At 35.3% G+C, this 21,846-nt stretch carries 22 protein-coding genes and 1 tRNA gene; 12 read left to right on the forward strand and 11 right to left on the reverse strand.

The genetic code is table 11. The annotated features are described in order from the left end of the window. The first annotated feature begins 21 nt into the window (after positions 1–21). From HXY53_10320 to HXY53_10340, 5 genes are all read left to right on the forward strand, one after another. The gene (locus HXY53_10320) at positions 22–1,215 is read left to right on the forward strand and encodes an Nramp family divalent metal transporter (GenBank protein NWF76938.1); all 1,194 of its coding nucleotides are present in this window, start codon (positions 22–24) and stop codon (positions 1,213–1,215) included. 25 nt (positions 1,216–1,240) lie between these two features. After that, positions 1,241–2,311: an S-methyl-5-thioribose-1-phosphate isomerase gene (gene mtnA, locus HXY53_10325; protein ID NWF76939.1), complete on the forward strand. Its 1,071-nt coding sequence runs from the start codon at positions 1,241–1,243 to the stop codon at positions 2,309–2,311. A 71-nt stretch (positions 2,312–2,382) separates the two neighbouring features. Continuing rightward, a complete protein-coding gene (locus tag HXY53_10330; GenBank protein NWF76940.1) occupies positions 2,383–3,354 on the forward strand; it encodes a polyprenyl synthetase family protein in 972 nt (323 codons plus the stop codon). After that, the gene (gene amrA, locus HXY53_10335) at positions 3,355–3,861 is read left to right on the forward strand and encodes an AmmeMemoRadiSam system protein A (protein ID NWF76941.1); all 507 of its coding nucleotides are present in this window, start codon (positions 3,355–3,357) and stop codon (positions 3,859–3,861) included. It abuts the gene before it with no gap. Then, on the forward strand, positions 3,858–5,294 hold the full coding sequence (locus HXY53_10340) for a tetratricopeptide repeat protein (GenBank protein ID NWF76942.1): 1,437 nt from the start codon (positions 3,858–3,860) through the stop codon (positions 5,292–5,294). The genes amrA and HXY53_10340 overlap by 4 nt, the downstream gene beginning before the upstream one ends. Positions 5,295–5,302: 8 nt before the next feature. Here the strand turns inward: HXY53_10340 and moaC are convergent, their stop codons facing one another. The 11 genes from moaC to HXY53_10395 all read right to left on the reverse strand — a co-directional run bounded on the left by moaC (position 5,303) and on the right by HXY53_10395 (position 16,458). Next, complete coding sequence (gene moaC / locus HXY53_10345; protein NWF76943.1) at positions 5,303–5,779, reverse strand: cyclic pyranopterin monophosphate synthase MoaC; 477 nt, start codon at positions 5,777–5,779, stop codon at positions 5,303–5,305. Positions 5,780–5,802: 23 nt separating this feature from the next. Further along, positions 5,803–5,889: transfer RNA gene (locus HXY53_10350), tRNA-Leu, on the reverse strand. A 187-nt stretch (positions 5,890–6,076) separates the two neighbouring features. Then, positions 6,077–6,760, reverse strand: a complete 684-nt coding sequence (locus tag HXY53_10355; GenBank protein ID NWF76944.1) for a PilZ domain-containing protein — start codon at positions 6,758–6,760, stop codon at positions 6,077–6,079. Between the two features lie 33 nt (positions 6,761–6,793). Beyond that, positions 6,794–7,597: an AmmeMemoRadiSam system protein B gene (amrB, locus tag HXY53_10360; protein ID NWF76945.1), complete on the reverse strand. Its 804-nt coding sequence runs from the start codon at positions 7,595–7,597 to the stop codon at positions 6,794–6,796. Continuing rightward, complete coding sequence (gene dnaB, locus HXY53_10365) at positions 7,594–8,958, reverse strand: replicative DNA helicase (protein NWF76946.1); 1,365 nt, start codon at positions 8,956–8,958, stop codon at positions 7,594–7,596. The genes amrB and dnaB overlap by 4 nt, the downstream gene beginning before the upstream one ends. Before the next feature lie 127 nt (positions 8,959–9,085). Continuing rightward, positions 9,086–9,529, reverse strand: a complete 444-nt coding sequence (locus HXY53_10370) for a 50S ribosomal protein L9 (GenBank protein NWF76947.1) — start codon at positions 9,527–9,529, stop codon at positions 9,086–9,088. 81 nt (positions 9,530–9,610) lie between these two features. After that, positions 9,611–10,444, reverse strand: coding sequence for a site-2 protease family protein (locus HXY53_10375; GenBank protein NWF76948.1), 834 nt, complete (start codon positions 10,442–10,444; stop codon positions 9,611–9,613). 150 nt (positions 10,445–10,594) lie between these two features. Continuing rightward, positions 10,595–11,038: a signal peptidase II gene (gene lspA / locus HXY53_10380; GenBank protein ID NWF76949.1), complete on the reverse strand. Its 444-nt coding sequence runs from the start codon at positions 11,036–11,038 to the stop codon at positions 10,595–10,597. Further along, the gene (gene ileS / locus HXY53_10385) at positions 11,038–13,857 is read right to left on the reverse strand and encodes an isoleucine--tRNA ligase (GenBank protein ID NWF76950.1); all 2,820 of its coding nucleotides are present in this window, start codon (positions 13,855–13,857) and stop codon (positions 11,038–11,040) included. Before ileS ends, lspA begins: the two co-directional genes overlap by 1 nt. A 12-nt stretch (positions 13,858–13,869) precedes the next feature. Continuing rightward, entirely contained in the window at positions 13,870–15,972 is a 2,103-nt protein-coding gene (gene fusA, locus HXY53_10390; GenBank protein NWF76951.1) for an elongation factor G, read from the reverse strand. A gap of 27 nt (positions 15,973–15,999) precedes the next feature. Then, positions 16,000–16,458 (reverse strand): SoxR reducing system RseC family protein, encoded by a 459-nt coding sequence (locus HXY53_10395; GenBank protein NWF76952.1) that lies wholly within the window; start codon positions 16,456–16,458, stop codon positions 16,000–16,002. Between the two features lie 103 nt (positions 16,459–16,561). Between HXY53_10395 and HXY53_10400 the strand changes: the two genes are divergently transcribed. The 7 genes from HXY53_10400 to HXY53_10430 form a co-directional block, all read left to right on the forward strand. Further along, positions 16,562–17,410: a pantoate--beta-alanine ligase gene (locus tag HXY53_10400; protein ID NWF76953.1), complete on the forward strand. Its 849-nt coding sequence runs from the start codon at positions 16,562–16,564 to the stop codon at positions 17,408–17,410. A 16-nt stretch (positions 17,411–17,426) separates the two neighbouring features. Next, on the forward strand, positions 17,427–17,765 hold the full coding sequence (locus HXY53_10405; GenBank protein ID NWF76954.1) for a hypothetical protein: 339 nt from the start codon (positions 17,427–17,429) through the stop codon (positions 17,763–17,765). A 53-nt stretch (positions 17,766–17,818) separates the two neighbouring features. Next, positions 17,819–18,643: a phosphoadenosine phosphosulfate reductase family protein gene (locus HXY53_10410; GenBank protein ID NWF76955.1), complete on the forward strand. Its 825-nt coding sequence runs from the start codon at positions 17,819–17,821 to the stop codon at positions 18,641–18,643. Then, on the forward strand, positions 18,643–19,971 hold the full coding sequence (locus HXY53_10415) for an alkaline phosphatase family protein (protein NWF76956.1): 1,329 nt from the start codon (positions 18,643–18,645) through the stop codon (positions 19,969–19,971). The genes HXY53_10410 and HXY53_10415 overlap by 1 nt, the downstream gene beginning before the upstream one ends. A gap of 19 nt (positions 19,972–19,990) precedes the next feature. After that, positions 19,991–20,944 carry an SDR family oxidoreductase gene (locus HXY53_10420; protein NWF76957.1) on the forward strand — a complete coding sequence of 318 codons (954 nt, stop codon included), beginning with the start codon at positions 19,991–19,993 and terminating at the stop codon, positions 20,942–20,944. 67 nt (positions 20,945–21,011) lie between these two features. After that, complete coding sequence (locus tag HXY53_10425) at positions 21,012–21,590, forward strand: response regulator transcription factor (protein NWF76958.1); 579 nt, start codon at positions 21,012–21,014, stop codon at positions 21,588–21,590. 65 nt (positions 21,591–21,655) lie between these two features. Beyond that, on the forward strand, positions 21,656–21,846 hold a 191-nt coding region (locus tag HXY53_10430), incomplete at its 3' end, for a hypothetical protein (GenBank protein NWF76959.1).

Consider the following 21,846-nt stretch of genomic DNA (forward strand, 5'->3'; position numbering starts at 1 on the left):
TTCTCAATCTTTCTTGCTGTTATGGGACCTGGAATAATAACTGCAAATATTGATAACGATGCAACCGGTATTACAACTTATTCTGTGTCAGGTGCACATTTCGGTTATTCTCTTTTATGGATGCTTATCCCTACTACAATTGCCCTAATAGTCATACAAGAAATGATAGGAAGAATGGGTGTTATAACAGGAAAAGGGCTTTCAGATCTTATAAGAGAAAATTATGGCATAAGATCAACATTTTTCGTTATGGTCGTTTTACTCATTGCAAACTTTGGGACAACCGTTGGTAATTTCTCAGGATTGGCAGCAAGTACAGAAGCCATCGGACTTAGCAAATATATAATCGTTCCCATAGGAGCTATATCCATATGGATTCTTGTTACAAGAGGGGGGTATAGAACTGTTGAAAAAATACTTCTTATAGCGTGTCTTCTATACTTCGGTTATGTTATCTCTGGTTTTATTGCCAAACCAGATTGGGCTGAAGTCTTTAAAGGGACTTTTATTCCTCAAATACAATGGAATTTTGGATATATTTTCCTTACCATAGCAATTATCGGGACAACGATAACTCCATGGATGCAATTCTATCTTCAAGGTTCTATTGCGGATAAGGGTATAAGACAAGAGGACTACAAATTATCAAGGCTTGATGTAATAATAGGTTGTTCTATGACAGATATTATAGCCTTTTTCATAATGGTTACCTGCGCAGTAACTCTTTTTGCACACGGTATTAAAATAAATGAAGCTTCAGAGGCAGCTTTGGCACTTAAACCGCTTGCAGGCACTTATGCTTCTTATCTGTTTGCCATCTGCTTGGCAAATGGCTCACTTCTTGGAGCAATAATTGTTCCTCTTTCGTCCGCCTATTGTATATGTGAAGCTATGGGATGGGAAAGAGGTGTGAATAAAACATTTAAAGAGGCGCCACAATTTATGTGGATATATACCTTATTAATAGTTATACCTGCCCTATTAGTACTCATACCCGGAGCTCCTCTTGTCTTACTCATGGTTTTAGCATCTTTTCTAAATGGAATACTCTTGCCTATAGTTTTAGTCTATGCAATATCACTCGTGAATAATAGAAACATAATGGGAGATTATGTTAATTCAAAAAATTATAACTATATTTCATGGGGAACAGTGATAATTATCATAGCTCTAACAGTATTTATATTAGTAACTATGTTTTTGCCAATAAGTTAATAATTTATGGGACTATATTTAAAATATGTTTAAAACTATAAACTGGGTTGATGGAAAAGTTGTAATGCTCGATCAGACAAAACTACCTTTCGAGGTTGTTTATATAGAATGCTCTGATTACAAAAAAGTCGCGGAAGGAATCAGGAAATTATGGATTCGCGGTGCTCCAGCGATTGGAATAGCAGCCGCAATGGGTATAGCAATTGGAGCACAGGAAATAAAAGCAGACAATTTTGAGGAATTTGTTAAAAACTTAGACATTATTTTTAATGAAATGCTTTCTACAAGACCTACCGCAGTAAATATTCACTGGTCTATAGAGAGGATAAAGAGTATTTTAATAAGAAATAGGGAAGAATCAATAAGCAGATTAAAAGAAATCATTATTGAGGAATCTCAGAAAATACTATCAGAGGACATCTTAGCAAATAGATCTATAGGAAGGTGGGGTGCAGAATTCATCAGTGACGGTGACACAATTCTGACACATTGTAATGCTGGCGCTCTTGCAACAGGAGGATACGGAACTGCAACAGCGCCTATACTTGTAGCAAAAGAACATGGAAAAAAATTTCAGGTTATTGTGGACGAAACAAGGCCTGTTTTACAAGGAGCAAGGTTGACAGCATGGGAACTCATGCAGGAGGGAATACCTGTAACTCTTATAACTGATAATACAGCCGGAGCACTTATGCAAAACAAAGAAATAGACTTTGTTATTGTTGGGACTGATAGAACAGCAAAGAATGGTGACGTTGCAAATAAGATAGGCACTTATCCCCTGGCGGTTCTCTGCAAAGAAAACAAAATTCCATTCTATGTTGCTGCACCATTAAGCAGTATTGACTTTGAAATTCCATCAGGAGAATATATTCCTATAGAAGAACGTGGACCAGAAGAAGTTACAAACATATTTGGTAAATGTAGGATTGCACCTGAAGGTGTAAAGGTAAGAAACATTGCTTTTGACGTTACTCCACATAAATATATAACAGCCATAATTACTGAAAAAGGAGCATTTAGACCAAAAGATATAAGAAAGTTGATAGAACCAAAAATAGATATCGAAAAGTATAGATACAAACCAACAGATTAAAAATCTTAATATTATTAACAATATTGACCATGCTCTTGACTTTAAAATATCAGCTACCCTACCATTAAAGAATGCAACTTGAGGATATTTTCACAAGCTACGAATCTGAACTTAGAAAAGTGGAAGAGAGATTAAGGAGTTTATTTAAAAGTCCAGTTTTTACAATACCACTCATTGGAAAGCATATACTTGATGGTGGGGGAAAAAGACTCAGACCACTGATTCACATACTCAGTTGTGAACTGGCAGGTTTTAAGAGTGATATTTGTTTAACAATTGCAGCAATTATTGAATCTATTCATACTGCTTCGTTATTGCACGATGATGTGATTGACGGTGCTGAAATTCGTAGAGGCAAAAAACCCGCTCATGCTATATGGGGAAACCAGATTGTTATCCTTGTTGGAGATTTCCTATATTCAAATGCACTAAGGATTGCTGTTATGCAGAATAACCAGAGAATTATGGAAACTCTTTCAGAAGCAACAACAAGAATGACAGAAGGCGAAATACTTCAGCTTTCAAAAGTTAGCGACCCTGATATTACAGAAGAAGAATATATGAATATAATATCTGCGAAGACTGCCTCTTTAATATCAGCTGCCTGTAAATTGGGTGCTATACTCGGGTCGCTTACAGAAGAAAAGGAAAATGCCCTTACGAGATTCGGAACAAAAATAGGTATTGCTTTCCAGATGGCTGATGATATACTTGATTATATGGCAGATGAGAACAACCTCGGAAAAAAACTGGGAAAAGATTTGAAAGAAGGTAAAATAACCCTTCCGCTTATTTATCTTCTTAAAGTAGTAGATGATAATGAGAAAAAAGAACTCAGGGAAATAATAAAAACAGGCTCACGAAAAGCAGGGCTAATTAAAATACTAAGACTGTTTAAAAAGTATAATTCCATTGAGCTTTCTCTCCAGAGGGCAGAAAAATTAATAGATGAAGCCAAGGTTGACTTATCCATTTTCCCTGACTCATCGGCAAAGACTGCACTTTTTACTATTGCTGACTATACTCTTCAAAGAGGAAAGTAAATGCATCCATTAGTAGAGCTTGCAAGGAAGACTGTAGAGACATATGTCAGAGAAGGGAAAATAATAGAATTGCCGGATAATCTTACACCTGAAATGTCTGAAAAAGCTGGTGTATTTGTATGTATAAAAAAAGGTGAACAGTTGAGAGGTTGCATCGGCACATTTATGCCTACCAAAGAATCTATTGCAAGTGAGTTAATTTCAAATGCAATTGCAGCTTCAACAAATGATCCACGATTTGAGCGTGTTCAGGAAAATGAGCTTGCAGATCTAAATTATACTGTTGATGTCCTCTCCAGTCCCGAAAAAGTAAATAGTATTTCTGAACTTGATCCTAAAAGGTATGGAGTTATCGTAATATCTGGATTCAAAAAAGGTTTATTACTGCCAGATCTTGAAGGGGTTGATACTGTTGAAGAACAACTAAAAATAGCAAAAATGAAGGCAGGGATCATGCCTGATGAAAATGTTGAAATATATAAATTCGAGGTGAAAAGATACAAATGATAGAAATCCCGCTTAAAGGAAATCTCAAAACATTTAGTCTGCCAAAAATTCTCTCTTATCTTAATAAAAAAAGGTATACAGGCACATTAATAATCAATACACCTGTTTTTACTAAAAAGGTCTTTCTTATAAAAGGTGATGCAATCTTTGCGGCTTCATCTTATGAAGACGACAGATTGGGAGAAATGCTTATCAAAGCAGGTAAAATTACTTTAGAACAATTGGATCAATCAGTTAATCTTCTTAAACAAACAGGTAAAAGGCAGGGTGCAATCCTTGTAGAACTTGGGTATCTTACTCCCAAAGATTTATTCTGGGGTGTAAAATATCAGGTTAAAGAAATAATTTACAGTCTGTTTCAGCTTGAAGATGCAGATTATGAATTTGTTCATGGTGAAATACCAGCTAATGAAGTAATTACCTTAAAGATGAGCATGGGCAATCTGATTTATGAAGGAGTTAAAAGAATAGATAACCTGACACGTGTCAGAAATGAAATGCCACCAGCAGAATCTGTTCTGAAACTTAGTACTGATCCTGCAATGCTTTTTCAGGACATTGAACTTTCTTCGCAAGACAAGAAAATGATTTCATTGATTAATGGCAAAAGAACTATAAAAGAACTTGTTGATAGTTCATGGTTTGGCACTTTTGAAGCCATGAAGATTTTATATGTTTTATGGTCTGTTGGAATACTCGAAGAGCAGGAAATCCCTGATAAATTCCCTCAAAAAGATATTTCTGAAGAACCCATTTCTATTAAAGAGATATTCCAGCCATCTATAACTGAAGAAAGTGAAGCAGAATTTATACATAAAGTAGACAGGCTCTATATGAGTCTCAATAGTTTAACGGAGTATGAATTACTTGAGGTTGAACGAGACGCGGATGAAGAAACACTGAAAAAGAACTATTATAAGCTTTCAAGAGAGTTTCATCCTGACAGATATTTTTCTTCTTCTGATCCAAATATAAAAGATAAGCTTCAGGCTATCTTTGATACCATAACAAAGGCTTATGAAACTTTACGAGCAAATCTTATGAAAGAACCTTCTGATTCCCGTATGAATATCCCGGATTATCAAAATGCAGAAGAATTTTTCAGAAAAGGACTTGAGGAATCAAAAGTAGGACAATTTAATGCTGCTATTGATTTATTCAAGAAGGCAACTGAGTTAGACCCCAAAAATGCAAAATATTGGAGCTATCTGTCACTTTCACTGGTGAAAACAAATAACCTAAAAAAGGCAGAAGAAGCAATATTCAAAGCTATAAATATACAACCTGATAATGCAGACTTTTATGCAAACTTGGGCATAATTTACATCAAGGCTGGTATGAAGAAAAAGGCATACAATCAATTTAAGACTGCTCTCGAACTTGACCCTGAGAATACGAAAGCAAAAAAGGGAATTGATAAGACAAAAAACTGATTGTTTGATTATCTTCTTTTATAAACACCACTTTTGCCGCCGCGTTTTTCTTTTAGTATGATATCAGAAATTTGCATATCTTTATCAACTGCTTTGCACATATCATAAATTGTCAGAGCTGCAACTGATACTGCTGTCAAGGCTTCCATCTCAACACCTGTTTGACCTTCACATTTCACTTTTGCTTCTATATCTATCTTATTCTGTCTGATTTTAATATGAAAATCTATATTTATTGAGGTTATATTTAAAGGATGACACATTGGAATAAGCTCACTTGTTTTTTTCGCTGCCATTATGCCTGCAACCTTTGCTACACATAACACATCTCCTTTTGGAACTTTCTTATCAATAATCAATTGTAAAGTTTCTGGTTTCATTGTAATAGAACCACTTGCAATTGCTTCTCTTCTGGAAACAGGCTTTTCAGTAATGTCAACCATTTTTGCCTTTCCCTCTTCGTCAAAATGAGTAAGTCTTTTCATAATATTTTTAATTTTTAAAAATCTGGTGCCGAAGGCGGGAGTTGAACCCGCACAGTCTTTCGACTACTAGACCCTGAACCTAGCGCGTCTGCCAGTTCCGCCACTTCGGCAAATAATTACTATCTAACTATTATACACATTATTTCAAAAAAACAGGTATGTTTAAGCCGAAAAATGCAATTATCTTGATAACTTAACCTTTAACTGATGGTTTTAATTTCATCGAGTTAAAGAAATTTTTGAGCAATGTCTGCATTATTCGGGTTAAGCGGATTTATTTGGGTTAAACTGCTATATTTAGTCTAAACTGATGGATTCGAGAAAAAGTTTTAATTTTTTCTTATCTTCATGAGGTATATTTAAAAATTCTATACCTATATTATATCTGTATACCGAAGGTTCTTGTGACTCAAATTTTTCACAATTAACAACCCTACAGTCTGCAATTATAACATCCTCATTTAAATAAAGCTCTATTTGATGCTGAGCATCTTTTTTTAATGGAAATTCTGTCTCGATAAGCATTCCTGAAAGACTTAGCTTTTTTACTTTATATTTTTGGGGATAATCTATTTTCACTTTTTCGCTATCAGTAATCTGAAATCTGACTCCGCCCAACCTGCTTTCTATTTTCTTTATCCTGTTTTCCTCTATGAATTTTATTAACTGATTTGCTTTCTCACTTAATGTATCAGTAAATTTAATGCCTGCTCGATATACGGGAATCAAAGTCTTTGACCCCTTTTTTTCCTTAGAAATAAGAACCGCCCATACTACCCGCCCCCTTAAATTCAGATTCTTATCTTTAAGTTGCACTTTGAATGTGTACTCCCTGTTGAGATCAAGTCTCTTGGTCGTTTCTATAGCTGCTCCGTCTATACTTATATTTATGACCTCGAGATCAGAAGTATAAAGAATATTTCCTGTAACACCTTCAACATCATATCTTTGTTGTCTCCTCCCTTCAGTACCCTTCGTCATTTTTATTGACTCCTATGAACATAATATCGAAAATCATCTCAAGACAATCCCTGCATAACCTACAACATGATCATAATCTCCACTTATTTCAGCTGACGTAGCATATTTTATAAGGCGTGCAGAACGAGCACCTAACGCCTTTGCTGCGAAAATCATTGATACAACTGGCAGATAACCACACATTGATATCCTCTCTTTTAAAACAGTCTCATAGAGACCTTCAGGATCAAGAGATAATATTTTCTGTATTGCTTTTTCATCTTTATTTCTAGCAACTTTGTCCGGTACATAATGACTCATATCAGAACTTGCAACAACTACAACAGAATAATTAGCTTCTGTAACTGCTTTAGCAATTCCTTCACCGAGTATTTTACATTCTTCTAACAAAGCTGATAATATAAGGATAGGAACGATCTTTACATCTTGCGAAAAAAACCCTATAAATGGCAATTGCACTTCAAGGGAATGTTCGAACATATGTGCCTGTATATCTTTCTCTACTATAGGAGTATTAATGGAGATTCTGTGAGAAATTTTCTCATCTATACTAAAAGTTCCTGTTGGGATTTCCCATTCTCCTTTTGCCATCATGGATATTCTTGGACCAATGCCTGTGTGATTAGGACCGATTAATACAAGGGTCTCCGGGAAGTCTATTGATGAATAAACAGCACCTGCAACATGTCCTGAATAAATTAATCCAGCATGAGGGGACACCACTCCGATGACTTTTTCTTTCTTAGTATTTTTATCTATATAATTCTCTACCTGCTGTTTCAGTTTGGAAGGGGTACCATAATAAAATTGTCCTGCAACAGCTGGTAGTCTCTTCAAAATACTTCCTCCTCAAAATCCTGAAAATCTCTGTCAGTCATGTTCATAAACCTTGTGCAATTAGATACGAAAGCAAGGTTTACCGAACCAGTGGGTCCATTTCTCTGTTTTGCAATAATAATTTCTGCAATTCCTTTTCTTGCATCTTTGTTATAGATCTCGTCCCTGTATAAGAACAAAATTACATCTGCATCCTGTTCAATTGCACCCGATTCTCTCAAATCTGCCAATATCGGCTTTGGGGGTCTTCGCTGTTCAACGCTTCTATTAAGCTGACTGACTGCAATGAGTGGCACATTCAATTCTTTTGCAAGTGCCTTTAGAGAGCGGGATATGTCTGATATTTCCTGCTCTCGCCTCTCAAAACTACCCTTCCCTCTCATAAGCTGAAGATAGTCTACAATGATGAGTGATAGCCCGTGTTCCATTTTAAGCCGTCTTGCTTTTGCCCTGAGCTCAAGCACTGTAATACTTGAAGAATCATCAATAAAGATTGGTGCACCTGTTAGGTTACTTGCTGCACTTGTTAATTTATGCCAGTCCTCCTTTTTTATAAACCCTTTTCTGATACTGTTCGAATTTACCATTGCTTCTGAACAGAGCATTCTGAATGCAAGCTGCTCTTTTGCCATTTCAAGACTGAATATAGCAATCGGTTCTTTTAATTCAAGCCCAACATACTGAGCAATATTAAGAGCAAATGCTGTTTTACCCATTGACGGTCTTCCGCCTACTATTATCAAATCTCCTCTCTGAAAACCTGTTGTAAGGTCGTCAAGGTCCCTAAATCCTGAAGGAATGCCTGTTACTGTATCTTTTTTATCATAGAGATGCTCTATCATTTCAAAGCTTCCTTTTATTACATCCCTTAAGGTAACAAACGATGTCTTGATTCTTTTATCTGATATTTGAAAAATAGTTCTCTCAGCGAAGTCTACAAGATCCTCTGCGTCTAAATTATCTTCATAAACTTTTCCAGAAATCTCATTTGCTGACCGCAGAAGACCTCGTAACAAAGATTTTTCTCTGACAATTTTTGAATGATATTTTATATTTGCAGAAGTTGGCGTCAGATTAATAAGCGATGAAAGATATGATATGTTGCCAACTTCTTCAAGCTCATCCTTTTTCCGTAGATAATCTGTCAGTGTGATCAGGTCTATAGGCTCACTCTTATCGAAAAGTTCTGTCATTGCATTGAATATTTTCCTGTGGGAATGCTTATAAAAATCTTCTGGGTCGAGTATTTCAAGTGCTTTTGGCAATGCATCATTATCAATAAGAATAGCACCAAGTATAGACTGTTCAGCCTCGATATTCTGGGGTGGGAGTCTGTCCAAATGCAAATTTACATCTTTCATATTCGAGCAGCTTTTTTAAAAGATAACTTATTTTTTATTAATAATGTATTTTTCTTCCTTAAAATTTTTTGATATAGGAAATTTATCTCCTCAAGAATATTCAAACTACAAATCCATTGCAAACTATTTACTCTGGTAAAACTTCGATATTAAGTTGTGATAATATATCCGAATGTAATTTTATAGTCACAGTATATTTACCAAGCCTTTTAATTGGCTCTTCAAGAAGAATTTTCTTCTTATCAATTTCAAACCCTTCATTCTTCAGTTGTTCAGCAATATCCATAGAAGTGACTGAACCAAATAGTTTTCCTTCTTCACCAGACTTTGCCTTAATTATGATAGACATATTTGCTATTTTGTTTGATAGTTCCTGTGCGGAATTTCTTATTTTTCTGAGTTTCTCCTGTATTACTTTTTTCTCATGTTCCAATGATTTAATATTTTTTTCGTTTGCTTCGACAGCAAGTCCTCTGGGTATAAGATAATTCCTTGCATATCCATTTGACACATTAACAACTTGACCCATGTCACCTAATTGCTTAACTTCTTCTTTAAGTATGACCTTCATGAAACGTCTCCTTATAAATTCAAAATTTCGTGGATGGTATAGTATAACATGTCTCGTCTATTATTTATCAGCAGTCTCACCTCATATAAGCTTAAATGGTACGGGTATAAATGTAATTATTAAAATCATCAGTGAAAGCCATCCAACAAATCTTCTTCTATGGTCTAATGGAATTTCCCAGTATATTACAGGCGGATGTCTGAGCCCCAGGATAAGCATCAATATAGCCCATAAAGCCCAGCCTTCCCATAATAACAAACCCAGCGCAAACATAGCAAGAACAAGAAGCATTGAAATATGTTTGTGTTTCTCACCAAGAAGTGCATATGCTATATGTCCTCCGTCAAGTTGGCCGATAGGTATTAGATTAATAGAAGTGACAAAGAATCCTATCCACCCTGCAAAGGCAACAGGATGAAGCATAATATCGTAATCGGCGGGGATTATTCCGATTATCAATTTAGCCAAAATTGAAAAAAGCATAGAATCACCGAGACTTAATCCTCCTTCATATTTTTCCATTGATACAACCTCTGACATATTGAGCCCTATAACTGATACAATAATAGAGACTATAAAACCTGCTATAGGTCCCGAAGCACCTATGTCTATCAGGGATTTTCTGGAAATAATCGGCGATTTCATTTTTATAAATGCCCCGAATGTTCCTATAATCGTTGGGGCTGGAATAAAATACGGAAGTGTTGCTTTTACTTTGTGCTTTTTTGATGCAAAATAATGTGATAATTCATGACTGAGAAGAATAGTTATCAGGGCACCTGCAAAAGGAAATCCTTTATATAGTTTCCCCGGTTCTTTTGTCAGGTCTACACCCACATGCATCGCACCTACAGTAAGTGTAGTTAAAAGAGTGAGAACAAACAGGAAAAGGTGCAAGAATGGGAACTTTTTCATCCTTGATAATCTCCTTTCTCATTTTAAATGACATAACATAGAGGGTCCTGATATTCTTAATTATAGTCTAATTTTTGGTTCTTATCCAATTTCTTTGCTAAAACAATTAAAGTAAAAAGCATTTTTAAATGGTCTTTTAAATTCGGTAATTTACCTTTTAAAAAGAGAGGTGAGCAAAATAATCCCGATTCCGATTGTTAGACAAGAGTCAGCTAAGTTGAATGCAGGCCAATGGAAAGTACCTATCGAAAAGTCCATAAAATCTACAACCTTACCATATAAAATTCTATCAATCAGGTTGCCTGCAGCTCCACCAAATATAAGAGAAAGGCCTACAAAATTATAAGCATTCTTTTTAAGGAGATAGATTACAAAGATTATGGCAATAATTGAAATAGTTATAAAGAAATGGGTATTCATGTCTTTTAATATTCCAAAAGCAGCACCTGTATTTCTTACATTAACAATATGAAGGAACGGTAATATCTCTATTGAATCAAAAACATCCACATATCTGATAATAAGATATTTGCTAGCCTGATCCAGAAGAATTACAAGTAAGATTATAAAGATGATGATTGTTGATCTTTTCATTATGAAAAGAGAACCTTATAGCATCTTTCACATATATCCGGTTCTTCGCTGAATGAGCCCACAGACTCACTCCAATTCCAGCAACGCTGGCATTTTTTCCCTGATGCACGTTCAACAAGAATCTCGATACCAGGCATCTCTGCACTTTTGTAAGAATCTTTAAAACTTTGATCAGATATTTCAACTGCTGAAACAATAAAGAATGTTGGCAGAAAATCTATCTTCTGCATAAGAAGATCTTTATATTTATCTGATAAACTGAGGACAATCTTTGCTTCAAGCGAATTTCCGATAAAACGTTCTGCCCTTTTTAATTCAAGAGCCTTATTTACTTCATTTCTTAAAATAAACAATTCATCCCACATCTTCTCGAGCTTTTCATCATAGTATTTTTCATTAAATTCTGGAAATGATGCAAGAAATACAGATGGCACAATCTCAGGGATATCTTGTTTGTATCCTTTTGTCTTTTTTAGTATGCTCTGCCATACCTCTTCTGCAGTAAAAGATAGTATAGGTGCCATTAATCTTGTCATAGTTGAAAGAATATTATAAAGAACCCATTGTGCAGCAAGCCTTTCTGCTGAATCTGATCTAAATGTATAGAGTCTGTCTTTCAATACATCAAGATAAAAAGAGCTCATATCAATAACACAGAAATTGTAAATATTATGGAATACATCATGGAAATTAAATCTTTCATATGCTTCTATAACCTTTCTTGTAAATGTCTGCAATCTGCTAATCGCCCATCTGTCTATTTCAAGCATATTATGGCTGTAATCTTTACCGTCATAGTCATTAAGATTGCCAAGGAGAAATCTGCATGTATTACGAATTTTCCTGTATGCTTCAGTAAGTCTGTCGATGATTTCTTTTGAAATCCTGATATCATCTCTATAGTCTTCAGCAGATACCCACAAACGTAAAATCTCAGCACCGTTTGTCTTAATAATTTCCTGAGGGGCAATCACATTCCCAAGAGACTTAGACATTTTCTTACCTGAACCGTCAACAACAAAACCATGTGTAAGAACAGTTTTGTATGGTGCTTTTCCGCGTGTACCTACTGAAGCTATGAGTGAACTCTGGAACCATCCTCTATGCTGATCGCTGCCTTCGAGATAAAGGTCTGCTGGCCACGATAACCTTAAATCTTTCTCCATAACAGCAGCATGACTGACGCCTGAGTCAAACCAGACATCGAGTATGTCTGTCTCTTTCGAAAAAAGAGACCCTCCGCATTTTTTGCATTTATATCCTTCAGGAATTAATTCCGCCGGCTCCTTTAGAAACCATATTTCAGCACTCTGTGCTTCAACTAAATTAACTATACCTGTAAGAATTTCAGTATCTTTAACAAATTCTCCACAATCTTTGCATTTTAAAAGAGTAATCGGCACTCCCCAAGACCGTTGCCTTGATAAACACCAATCAGGCCTGTTAGAGATCATTCCATAAATCCTGTCTTTACCCCATCTGGGTATCCATGTTATATGCTCTATATTTGAAAGACAATGTTCCCTGAGTTTATTTTTTGTAATAGATAAAAACCACTGTTCTGTTGCTCTGAAAATTACCGGCTTTTTACATCGCCAACAATGGGGATATGAGTGTGTAATTTTTTCTTCTTTAAGCAAAGCATTTTTATTCTTCAAAATTTCGATAATATCTGCATTTGCTTTGAAGACATGCTTACCTTCCAAAGAAGATATTTTTTCATTACCAGTGAAATCAAATTTACCATAATCATTTACCGGAGCATAAATATCAAGACCATATTGCAAGCCGATTTCATAGTCATCCTCTCCGTGTCCTGGAGCAATATGAACAATTCCTGTTCCTTCCTCAAGTGATACAAATTGACCCAGAATTATTTTTGACTTTCTTTGAATAAATGGATGCAGTGTATACATCCCTTCGAAATCCTTTCCGGGAATTTTAGCAATAATATCTCCATTTAACTTGAGTTCTTCTCTGAGTGATTTTAATCTGCCCTCGGCAACTATATAAAATTCACTTCCCTGCTCAATCACAAGATACTCAAAATCAGGATGGAATGCGAGTGCAAGGTTTGCAGGTAGTGTCCAGGGTGTAGTAGTCCAAATGATAACATATATATTTTTCCCTTTTAGTAAAGGAATAATTTCCCCAATACTATCCTGATCAAGTGCAAATTTTACAAAAATTGAAGGTGATTCTTTTTCATTATATTCTACTTCTGCTTCTGCAAGTGCTGTAACACATGAAGGACACCAGTGAACAGGCTTTTTACCCTTATATACATAACCACCATCTACAAATTTGCAGAATTCTCCCACAATCGTTGCCTCATAAGAATTAGACATGGTTAAATAAGGATTTTCCCAATCAGCGAAGACACCGAGACGTTTGAACTCCTCTTTTTGTATATTTACAAATTTTTCTGCGTATTCTCTACACAGTTTTCTCTTGTCTATAATATCAAGCGTATCTTTTTTTTCACCTAAATTCCTGTCAACTTGAAGTTCAATCGGTAAACCATGACAGTCCCATCCAGGAACAAAAGGAGAATAGAAACCCTGCATGGATTTATATTTGACGATAATATCTTTTAGTATTTTATTCAGTGCATGACCGATGTGAATATGACCATTTGCATAAGGCGGCCCATCATGAAGAATATAATGACGGTTCCCGATGTTCTTCTGTTGAAGCTTTTCGTATATCATTTGCTCTTCCCAGAATTTTATGACTTCTGGTTCTTTCTGGGTAAGATTAGCCTTCATAGGAAAATCTGTTTGTGGAAGGTTAAGTGTATCTTTAAAGTCTTTCTTCATATTTGCTCTAAGTTACTTTTCTTCAGCTCTTTCTTTCTTCTGTGCTTCACGTTCAGCAATAATTTTCTGTGCCAGATGACTTGGCAGTTCCTCGTAATGAGAAAATTCCATTGAATAAAGCCCTCTGCCAGATGTCAAACTATGAATTTGATTTGCGTATACAAGCATCTCAGACATAGGAACAAGTGCAATAATCTTCTGATTACCACCAGCCTGAGGTTCAACACCCTGAACTTTTCCCCTTTTTGAATTCAGATCGCCAATAACTGCTCCCAGTGTATCATCTGGTGTGATTACTTCTACTTTCATTATAGGTTCAAGTAGAATTGGCTTGGCATCTAACATTGCTTTCTTCAATGCCATAGACCCTGCTATCTTGAATGCCATTTCGGATGAATCTACTGAATGATATGATCCATCATATAAAGTTACTCTAATATCAACTATAGGATAGCCTGCAATAACTCCCTCTCTCATGGTTTCAACTACTCCTTTTTCAACTGCAGGTCTATATTGTTGTGGTATAACACCGCCGACTATCTTATCTACAAACTCATAACCACTCCCTCTCGGCATAGGTTCTATTTCTATCCAGCAGTCTCCGTACTGTCCTCTACCACCTGATTGTTTTTTATATTTTCCCTGGGCACGAGTAGAGACTTTGATCGTTTCTCTATAAGGAACTTTGGGGGTCTTCATAATGACTTCAACCCCAAATTTTCTCTTTAAACGTTCAAGTGTAACCTCAAGATGTACCTGTCCCATTCCTGAAAGAAGCATTTCCTTTGTCTCTTCATCACGCTGAAATCTTAAAGTTGGATCTTCTTCAAGAATCTTGTGAAGTCCACCACTTACCTTCTCTTCATCGCCTTTGCTTTTTGGTGCAATCGCATATGAAATAATAGGGTCTGAAAACTTTACTTTTTCAAAAACTATTGGATGAGCCTCGTCAGATAGGGTATCCCCAGTATATGTTTCTTTAAGTTTTGCAACAACACCTATCTCCCCTGGTCCCACAATCTGGGCAGGTATTTGCTTTTTCCCCTGAAGATAGTAGACCTGCCCTATCCTTTCCTTTACACCTGTTGTTGCATTAAGAACATTAGAGTCGGCTTTAAGCACTCCTGAATAAACCCTGAAGATCGATAGCCTTCCCGCAAAAGGGTCTGCTATTGTCTTAAAAACATATGCTGATAAAGATTCATCCTTAAGAGGCTTTTTTTCGACGTCTTTTCCATCCTTTATATTCTTTCCCTTTATCGGTGAAATTCGCGACATTTCTGTTGGAGACGGAAGACAGAGAATAATCGCATCGAGGAGATTAGCAATAGCAATATTATTTATTGCAGAACCACACGTGACAGGAATAAATCGTTTTGTAATTGACCCTTCTTTTACTCCTTTAATTATCTCATCATCTGAAAGAGCCCCTCCTTCAAGGTATTTTTCTAATAGCGTATCGTCGGATTCTGCAATCTTTTCAACAAGTTTTTTTCTATATGCTTCGACATCTGGGATAATATCAGATGGAATATCAATTTCTTCAGGTTTACTATTTTTAAAATTAAAAGCCTTCATCTTTATCAGGTCAACAATACCTTTAAAGTTTTCTCCGGAACCTAATGGAACCTGAAGCGGTATGGCTTCAGTCTCAAAAGCCTTTTCTATGTCACCAACTGCTCTCGAAAAACTGGCATTTTCTTTATCCATTTTATTTATAAAGATCAGTCTCGGAAGTTCATAATCAGAAGCGTATTTCCATATCTTTTGCGTTTCAGCTTTTACTCCGGAAATAGCACTCACAATTAATACTATTCCATCAACAACACGCAGACAACTCCTCGTGTCTTCTATAAAATTAATAAAGCCAGGAGTATCAATAAAATTAATGCGGTAGGTATTCCAGTCACAAAATGCAACAGATGAGGAAATGGTTATCTTCCTTGAAATTTCCTCGGGTTCAAAATCTGTTGTAGTCGTTCCATCCTCAACATGACCGAGTCTATCAATAGCTCCTGCATTAAATAACATAGTTTCTACAAGAGAAGTTTTGCCTGCACCTCCATGAGCTACAACAGCAACAGTACGTATTTTTTCTACCTCAAAATTTGCCATAAAACCCCCTTAATTTTTTAATAAAATTTAAATCCAATCTTTCTCATTCAATACTTTTTCAATGACAGATTTATTATGTTGTTTTTTCCCTGATGAAATACTCCATATTTTTATAAATAAAAAAGATATTATTAATGCACCAAATCCAAAGAGAGCGGATAAAGTATCTGAATCAATATTACTGAAGTAACTGCTGAAGATTTCTTTTCCACTAATAGCTCCTATTACAAGGGAAAGAGCTGGAATACCATAAACAATAAAAGACTCCTTGAGATAAGTATAAGGCTTAATAACAACTTTTACTCTTTGTCCAACCTGGGCATCAATAGGATTAAATGCCTCAATTTCCATTGATTGTTCCGCAGGTTTACAAGTTCCTAAACTGCATCCCTCACACATTGTTTTCCTGGGAATTTTCACTGTAGCTGTCTTACCATGAACGCTTTCAATAATACCAAATTCTTCCATAGATTTGAATTTTACCATATAAAGTCTTAAAAATTCCTGTTGAACTACACAAACCAATTTGACAAAAATATCTTTATTTTTATAGGGTATATCAAAGACGTCGATTAATGGGAACATAGCTATGGAAGTTATCCGAATACCCAGAATAATGCAGTATACTTCAAAAAACCATCTGCTTAAAGGGAAGACAATAGGTTTCGTCCCAACCATGGGCGCACTTCATGAAGGCCATCTAAGTCTTGTTAGAAGGGCAAGACAGGATAATAATATTACGGTGGTTAGCATATTTGTCAATCCAATACAGTTTGGCCCTTCAGAGGATTATGCAAAATACCCAAGAGATATCGAAGAAGATACCAAAAAACTACAGAAGGAAAACATTGATATACTTTTCCTTCCTGATGTCTCTGGAATGTATCCAGAGGATTTCCTCACCTATATTGATGTTGAGAAAATTTCGACAAAACTCTGCGGAGCATTCAGACCCGGCCATTTCAGAGGTGTTGCAACAGTTGTAATGAAATTATTCAATATAGTAAAACCTACAAGTGCATACTTCGGTCAAAAAGATTTTCAGCAGACGGTCGTTATAAAGCAGATGGTTAAAGACCTCGATCTTGATATTGATATAATCATATGTCCTACCGTTAGAGAGACTGATGGTCTTGCCATGAGTTCGAGAAATGTATACCTCGATACTGAACAAAGAAAAGCAGCAACAATTATTTATAAAACCCTTCTGGAAGCTTCAAACCTTATTAAATCTGGTATAATAGACGGCAGGAAAATTCAAAAAATAATGCAGGAAAAAATACTGAAAGAACCTGCTGTAACAAAAATTGATTATATCGGTGTATATGATCCAGTAACGCTTGAAGAAATTTATAATATTAAAAAAGATGTATTACTGGCAGCAGCTATACGTATAGGTTCTACAAGGCTTATTGATAATATGATATTAAATTTATAGAAAAAAGGATAACTTTATGTTACAAAGAATTCATATTCAGGTTCTTGATAATCCTGAAGAAGATATATTTTATAATGAATATAGCTCTGAAATAGCAGTAACAAATAAAGCTCTAACAGAGGACCTCTCTAAGGAGATGAAATATTCTTATCCTTATGTGGTATTTGTTGAATATATCGATCTTTTTATGGACGGTGAAGAAGAATTTGATGATATCAGGGATCTCTTAAGACTTGGAGCAGTAAATACGCCAGTTGTTTTGATTAATGGTGTATTAAAAATACATGGGGGTATCCCTTCTACTATAATTAAAAACGAGGTCGAAAAGTTACTTTCTTCAGGGCCTATTCATTAAATCGTTATGAACCAGTGGATTTTTAATCTTTTTATTTAAAGGGGGATTTTGTGATTAATGACCATGAACAAAAATATTTAGAAGGTCTCAATATTGATGAAAAAATTGATTTTTCAAAAAAAATTATAAATGATGCTATCAGCAGGTTTGGTCAAGAAAAGATTGCCCTTGCAATTACAGGAGGCAAGGATAGCACAATGCTTTTATGGCTTTTCAAAAATGTATGCAGTGAACTTTCTATTAAGATTCCTAAATGCATGTTTATCGATGAAGGAGATGTTTTCACTGAAATCCTCGAGTTTGTCGAGACTTTAAAAAAACAATGGAATCTTGATATTGTCATTGCAAAAAATACTGATGTCGCAGGAAAAGTGAAAAAGATAGGTGATATTATAAAAGTAAAAGACCTTAACGAATCGAACAGACAGGAACTCAGAAATCTAAATTTCAACGAGGATGAATTCACTTTTGAGCCAGAATCATATATCGGCAATCACCTGATGAAAACAGTCCCGATGAAGACGTTTATTCAAGAATATAAGATTGCAGCTTTGGCAACAGCTATCCGATGGGATGAACAGGAAGCGAGAAAAAATGAGGAATATTTTAGCCCGCGAACAAATCCAGATCATTATCGTATCCATCCGATTCTACATTTTAAGGAAAGAGATATATGGACTGCTATACATAAATATAAAATTCCATACTGTATTCTTTATTCACAGGGTTACCGTTCACTCGGTGCTAAAAGCACAACTTATAAAAATTCAGATATTCCAGCATGGCAGCAGGATCTGGAACATACTACAGAAAGAAGTGGTAGAGGACAGGACAAAGAACTCGTAATGGAAAAATTAAGGGATTTAGGTTATATGTAATGTTCGATTTTCTGAAAAAAGGTAAAAAAAAGAAAGTTGTAATATTGGGAATCGATGGAACACCCTGCAGTCTGCTGAGGGATTTAATTCAAGCAGGCGACATGCCTAATCTATCCTCACTTACAAGCACTGGTACTCTATCCCCGATGTTTGCCTCAATCCCTGAAGTTTCTTCTACTTCATGGACAACCTTCATGACCGGTGTAAACCCTGGAAAACATAGTATTTATGGATTTATGGATTTAAAGCCAGGCACCTATGAACTTTTTTTCCCTAATTCTCACAATATTACTTCACCCACTTTATGGGATATTCTGACCGAACATGAGAATAAGTGTATTGTCCTCAATGTTCCTTCTACATATCCTGCCCGACCCCTTAATGGAATTCTAACAGCAGGATTTGTTGCTATAGACCTTAAGAAAGCTACCTATCCTGAATCGGCTTATGAATATCTGAATTCTATAAATTATAAAATGGATGTTGATGCACAAAAAGCGAAACAATCTCTCGAAACATTTTGTGAAGATGTGCTTGTAACTTTTTCAAAAAGGACAGAGGCTATTCTTCATTTCCTGAAGAATGAAGAATGGGATCTATTTGTCGGAACTATTACAGAAACTGATAGGCTTCACCACTTCATGTGGGATGCATATGAAAACAAAGAGCATAAGTTTCATAATTTTTTTATTGACTTCTATAGAAAGGTTGATTCGCTAATTGGAGAAATTGCTTCAGTCTGCAATGATATCCCATTCATGATAATATCTGATCATGGTTTTACTTCCATAAAACAAGAAGTCTATATAAATTACTGGCTTTGTGATAAAGGATATCTAAATTTTACAAAAGCTCCTCCGGATTCACTTGAACAGATTGATTCCAATACAAAAGCATTCGCACTCGATCCTGCTAGAATTTATATTAATCTTAAAGGAAAATTTCCACGTGGCATTGTCGAAAGTGGTTCTGAATATGAAAAACTCAGGATGAAAATTAAAGAAGAATTGCTTGCATTAGAGATTAATGGCAGTAAGGTTATCAGGAATATATATACAAAAGAAGAGATATATAAAGGAACATATACAGATAGAGCACCAGACCTCGTTGTAGTAGGGAACCATGGTTATGATCTTAAAGGAACTCTAAATAAATCAAGCCTTTTCGGAAGGAGTATTTTTACAGGTGCTCATACACAGGATAATGCAACATTCTTTATAAACAGAACCATCAATGACAGCAAAATTCATATTATGGATGTTTCACCTACAGTATTGAAATTAATGGGTATAAAATATGAATTTTTTGATGGCAAACCACTAATTTAAAAACAGAGGTAAATGCGTTATGAAGCATAAGCGTTATTCTTTGAAAAGAATTTTAGTCACTGGAGGCGCAGGGTTTTTAGGCTCTCATCTATGCGAAAGACTTCTTAAGGATAATTTTGAAGTTCTATGTGTCGACAATTTTTATACAAGCAGACGTTCTAATATAGCACATTTGTTATCCCACCCAAATTTCGAAATTCTACGTCATGATATTTGCTTTCCTCTTTATGTTGAAGTGGATGAAATATATAACTTAGCCTGTCCTGCTTCACCTATCCACTATCAGCATGATCCAGTACAGACTATAAAGACCGCTGTGCATGGTGCAATAAATATGCTTGGATTGGCTAAAAGATTAAAAGCAAAAATTTTTCAGGCATCCACTTCTGAAGTATATGGAGACCCAACTATTCATCCGCAGCATGAAGATTACTGGGGCAATGTAAATCCCATAGGTGTTAGATCCTGTTATGATGAGGGTAAACGCTGTGCAGAAACACTTTTTTTTGATTACTACCGTCAACATAAACTCAGGATAAAGGTTGCCCGTATCTTCAATACTTACGGTCCCCGGATGCATCCTCGGGATGGTCGTGTTATAAGCAACTTTATTATCCAGGCATTGAAAGGTGAAGATATAACAATTTATGGAGATGGAAGTCAGACAAGAAGTTTTTGCTACGTTGATGATATGATAGATGGTTTTATTAAAATCATGGAAAGCCCTGATAATTTCACCGGTCCTGTTAATCTGGGGAATTCTTCAGAAATTCCTATCATTGAACTTGCCAGAAAGATTATTAAACTGACAAAATCAAAGTCTGATATTGTTTTTAAACCACTTCCTCATGACGACCCGAAACGCAGGCAACCAGATATATCATTAGCTAAAAAAATATTAAACTGGGAACCTACAACAAGCCTTGAAGAAGGCTTGGGAAAAACTATTGCATATTTTAAAGAAATATTATAATTTATTTTGTTTAAAATTATATAAAATTCAAAACCTTGAGGGTGGAATTATAAGATAATAAATTGTAATGATAAAAGTTGCAATAATCTCAAAAAAAATCGATAAAGATAAAATTCAATCTTTTAAAAATGCCTTTTTACAATCATATGAAAAACTATCAGATGCATTAATGTGGCATCCTGATATTATTATAATTGATGATGAATTCCTTCATGAAAATATTCCATCTAATATCAAGATTCTTGTAGTTGGTTATTCAACAAGAGATAAGATTTTACATTATATTCATTATTCTTTTTTTTGCGGTTTTATAAACCCCGACACATCACCTCAGTTACTGGAAAAGGCTATTAAAGCAGTCCAGAAAGGTGAAGTTTGGGTAAATAGAGAGTCTATTTCCGTAGTATTTGATGAATTTTCTAAACATGTAAGAAGGAAAAATTATAATCTGGATCTATTGAACGGTCTCTCGAAGAGAGAACGTGAAGTCCTGAATTTGATGTTAAACGGATTCAGTAATAAATCCATCGCAGAAAAACTTTTCATCAGCGAAAAGACCGTAAAAACACATATCTATAAATCTTATAAGAAGCTTGGTATCAGCAGACGAGCAGAGGTAATGTCTCTTTTATTGAATAAAAGCTAAAATTATGCGTTTTAAATATAAACTTATTTTAAAAAACATTTAATCTATGGAGACCTATTAATTTCATGCATAATGTTTTTTTAGCCATAACGAATAGTCTTCTTTCTAAGAGGATTAAAAGATGTATCCCGAAAAACCTTAAAATCCTCAATGGCAATAGCCGAAGAAATGGAGATGGGCTAAAAGAGGCCATTGAAGGTGGCGCTGATCTGATATTTATGGATTGCAAATACATCTGTCTTCTCAAAAAGACTCA

This window comes from Nitrospirota bacterium, assembly GCA_013388455.1.
Classification (GTDB): Bacteria; Nitrospirota; Thermodesulfovibrionia; order Thermodesulfovibrionales; family SM23-35; genus JACAFF01.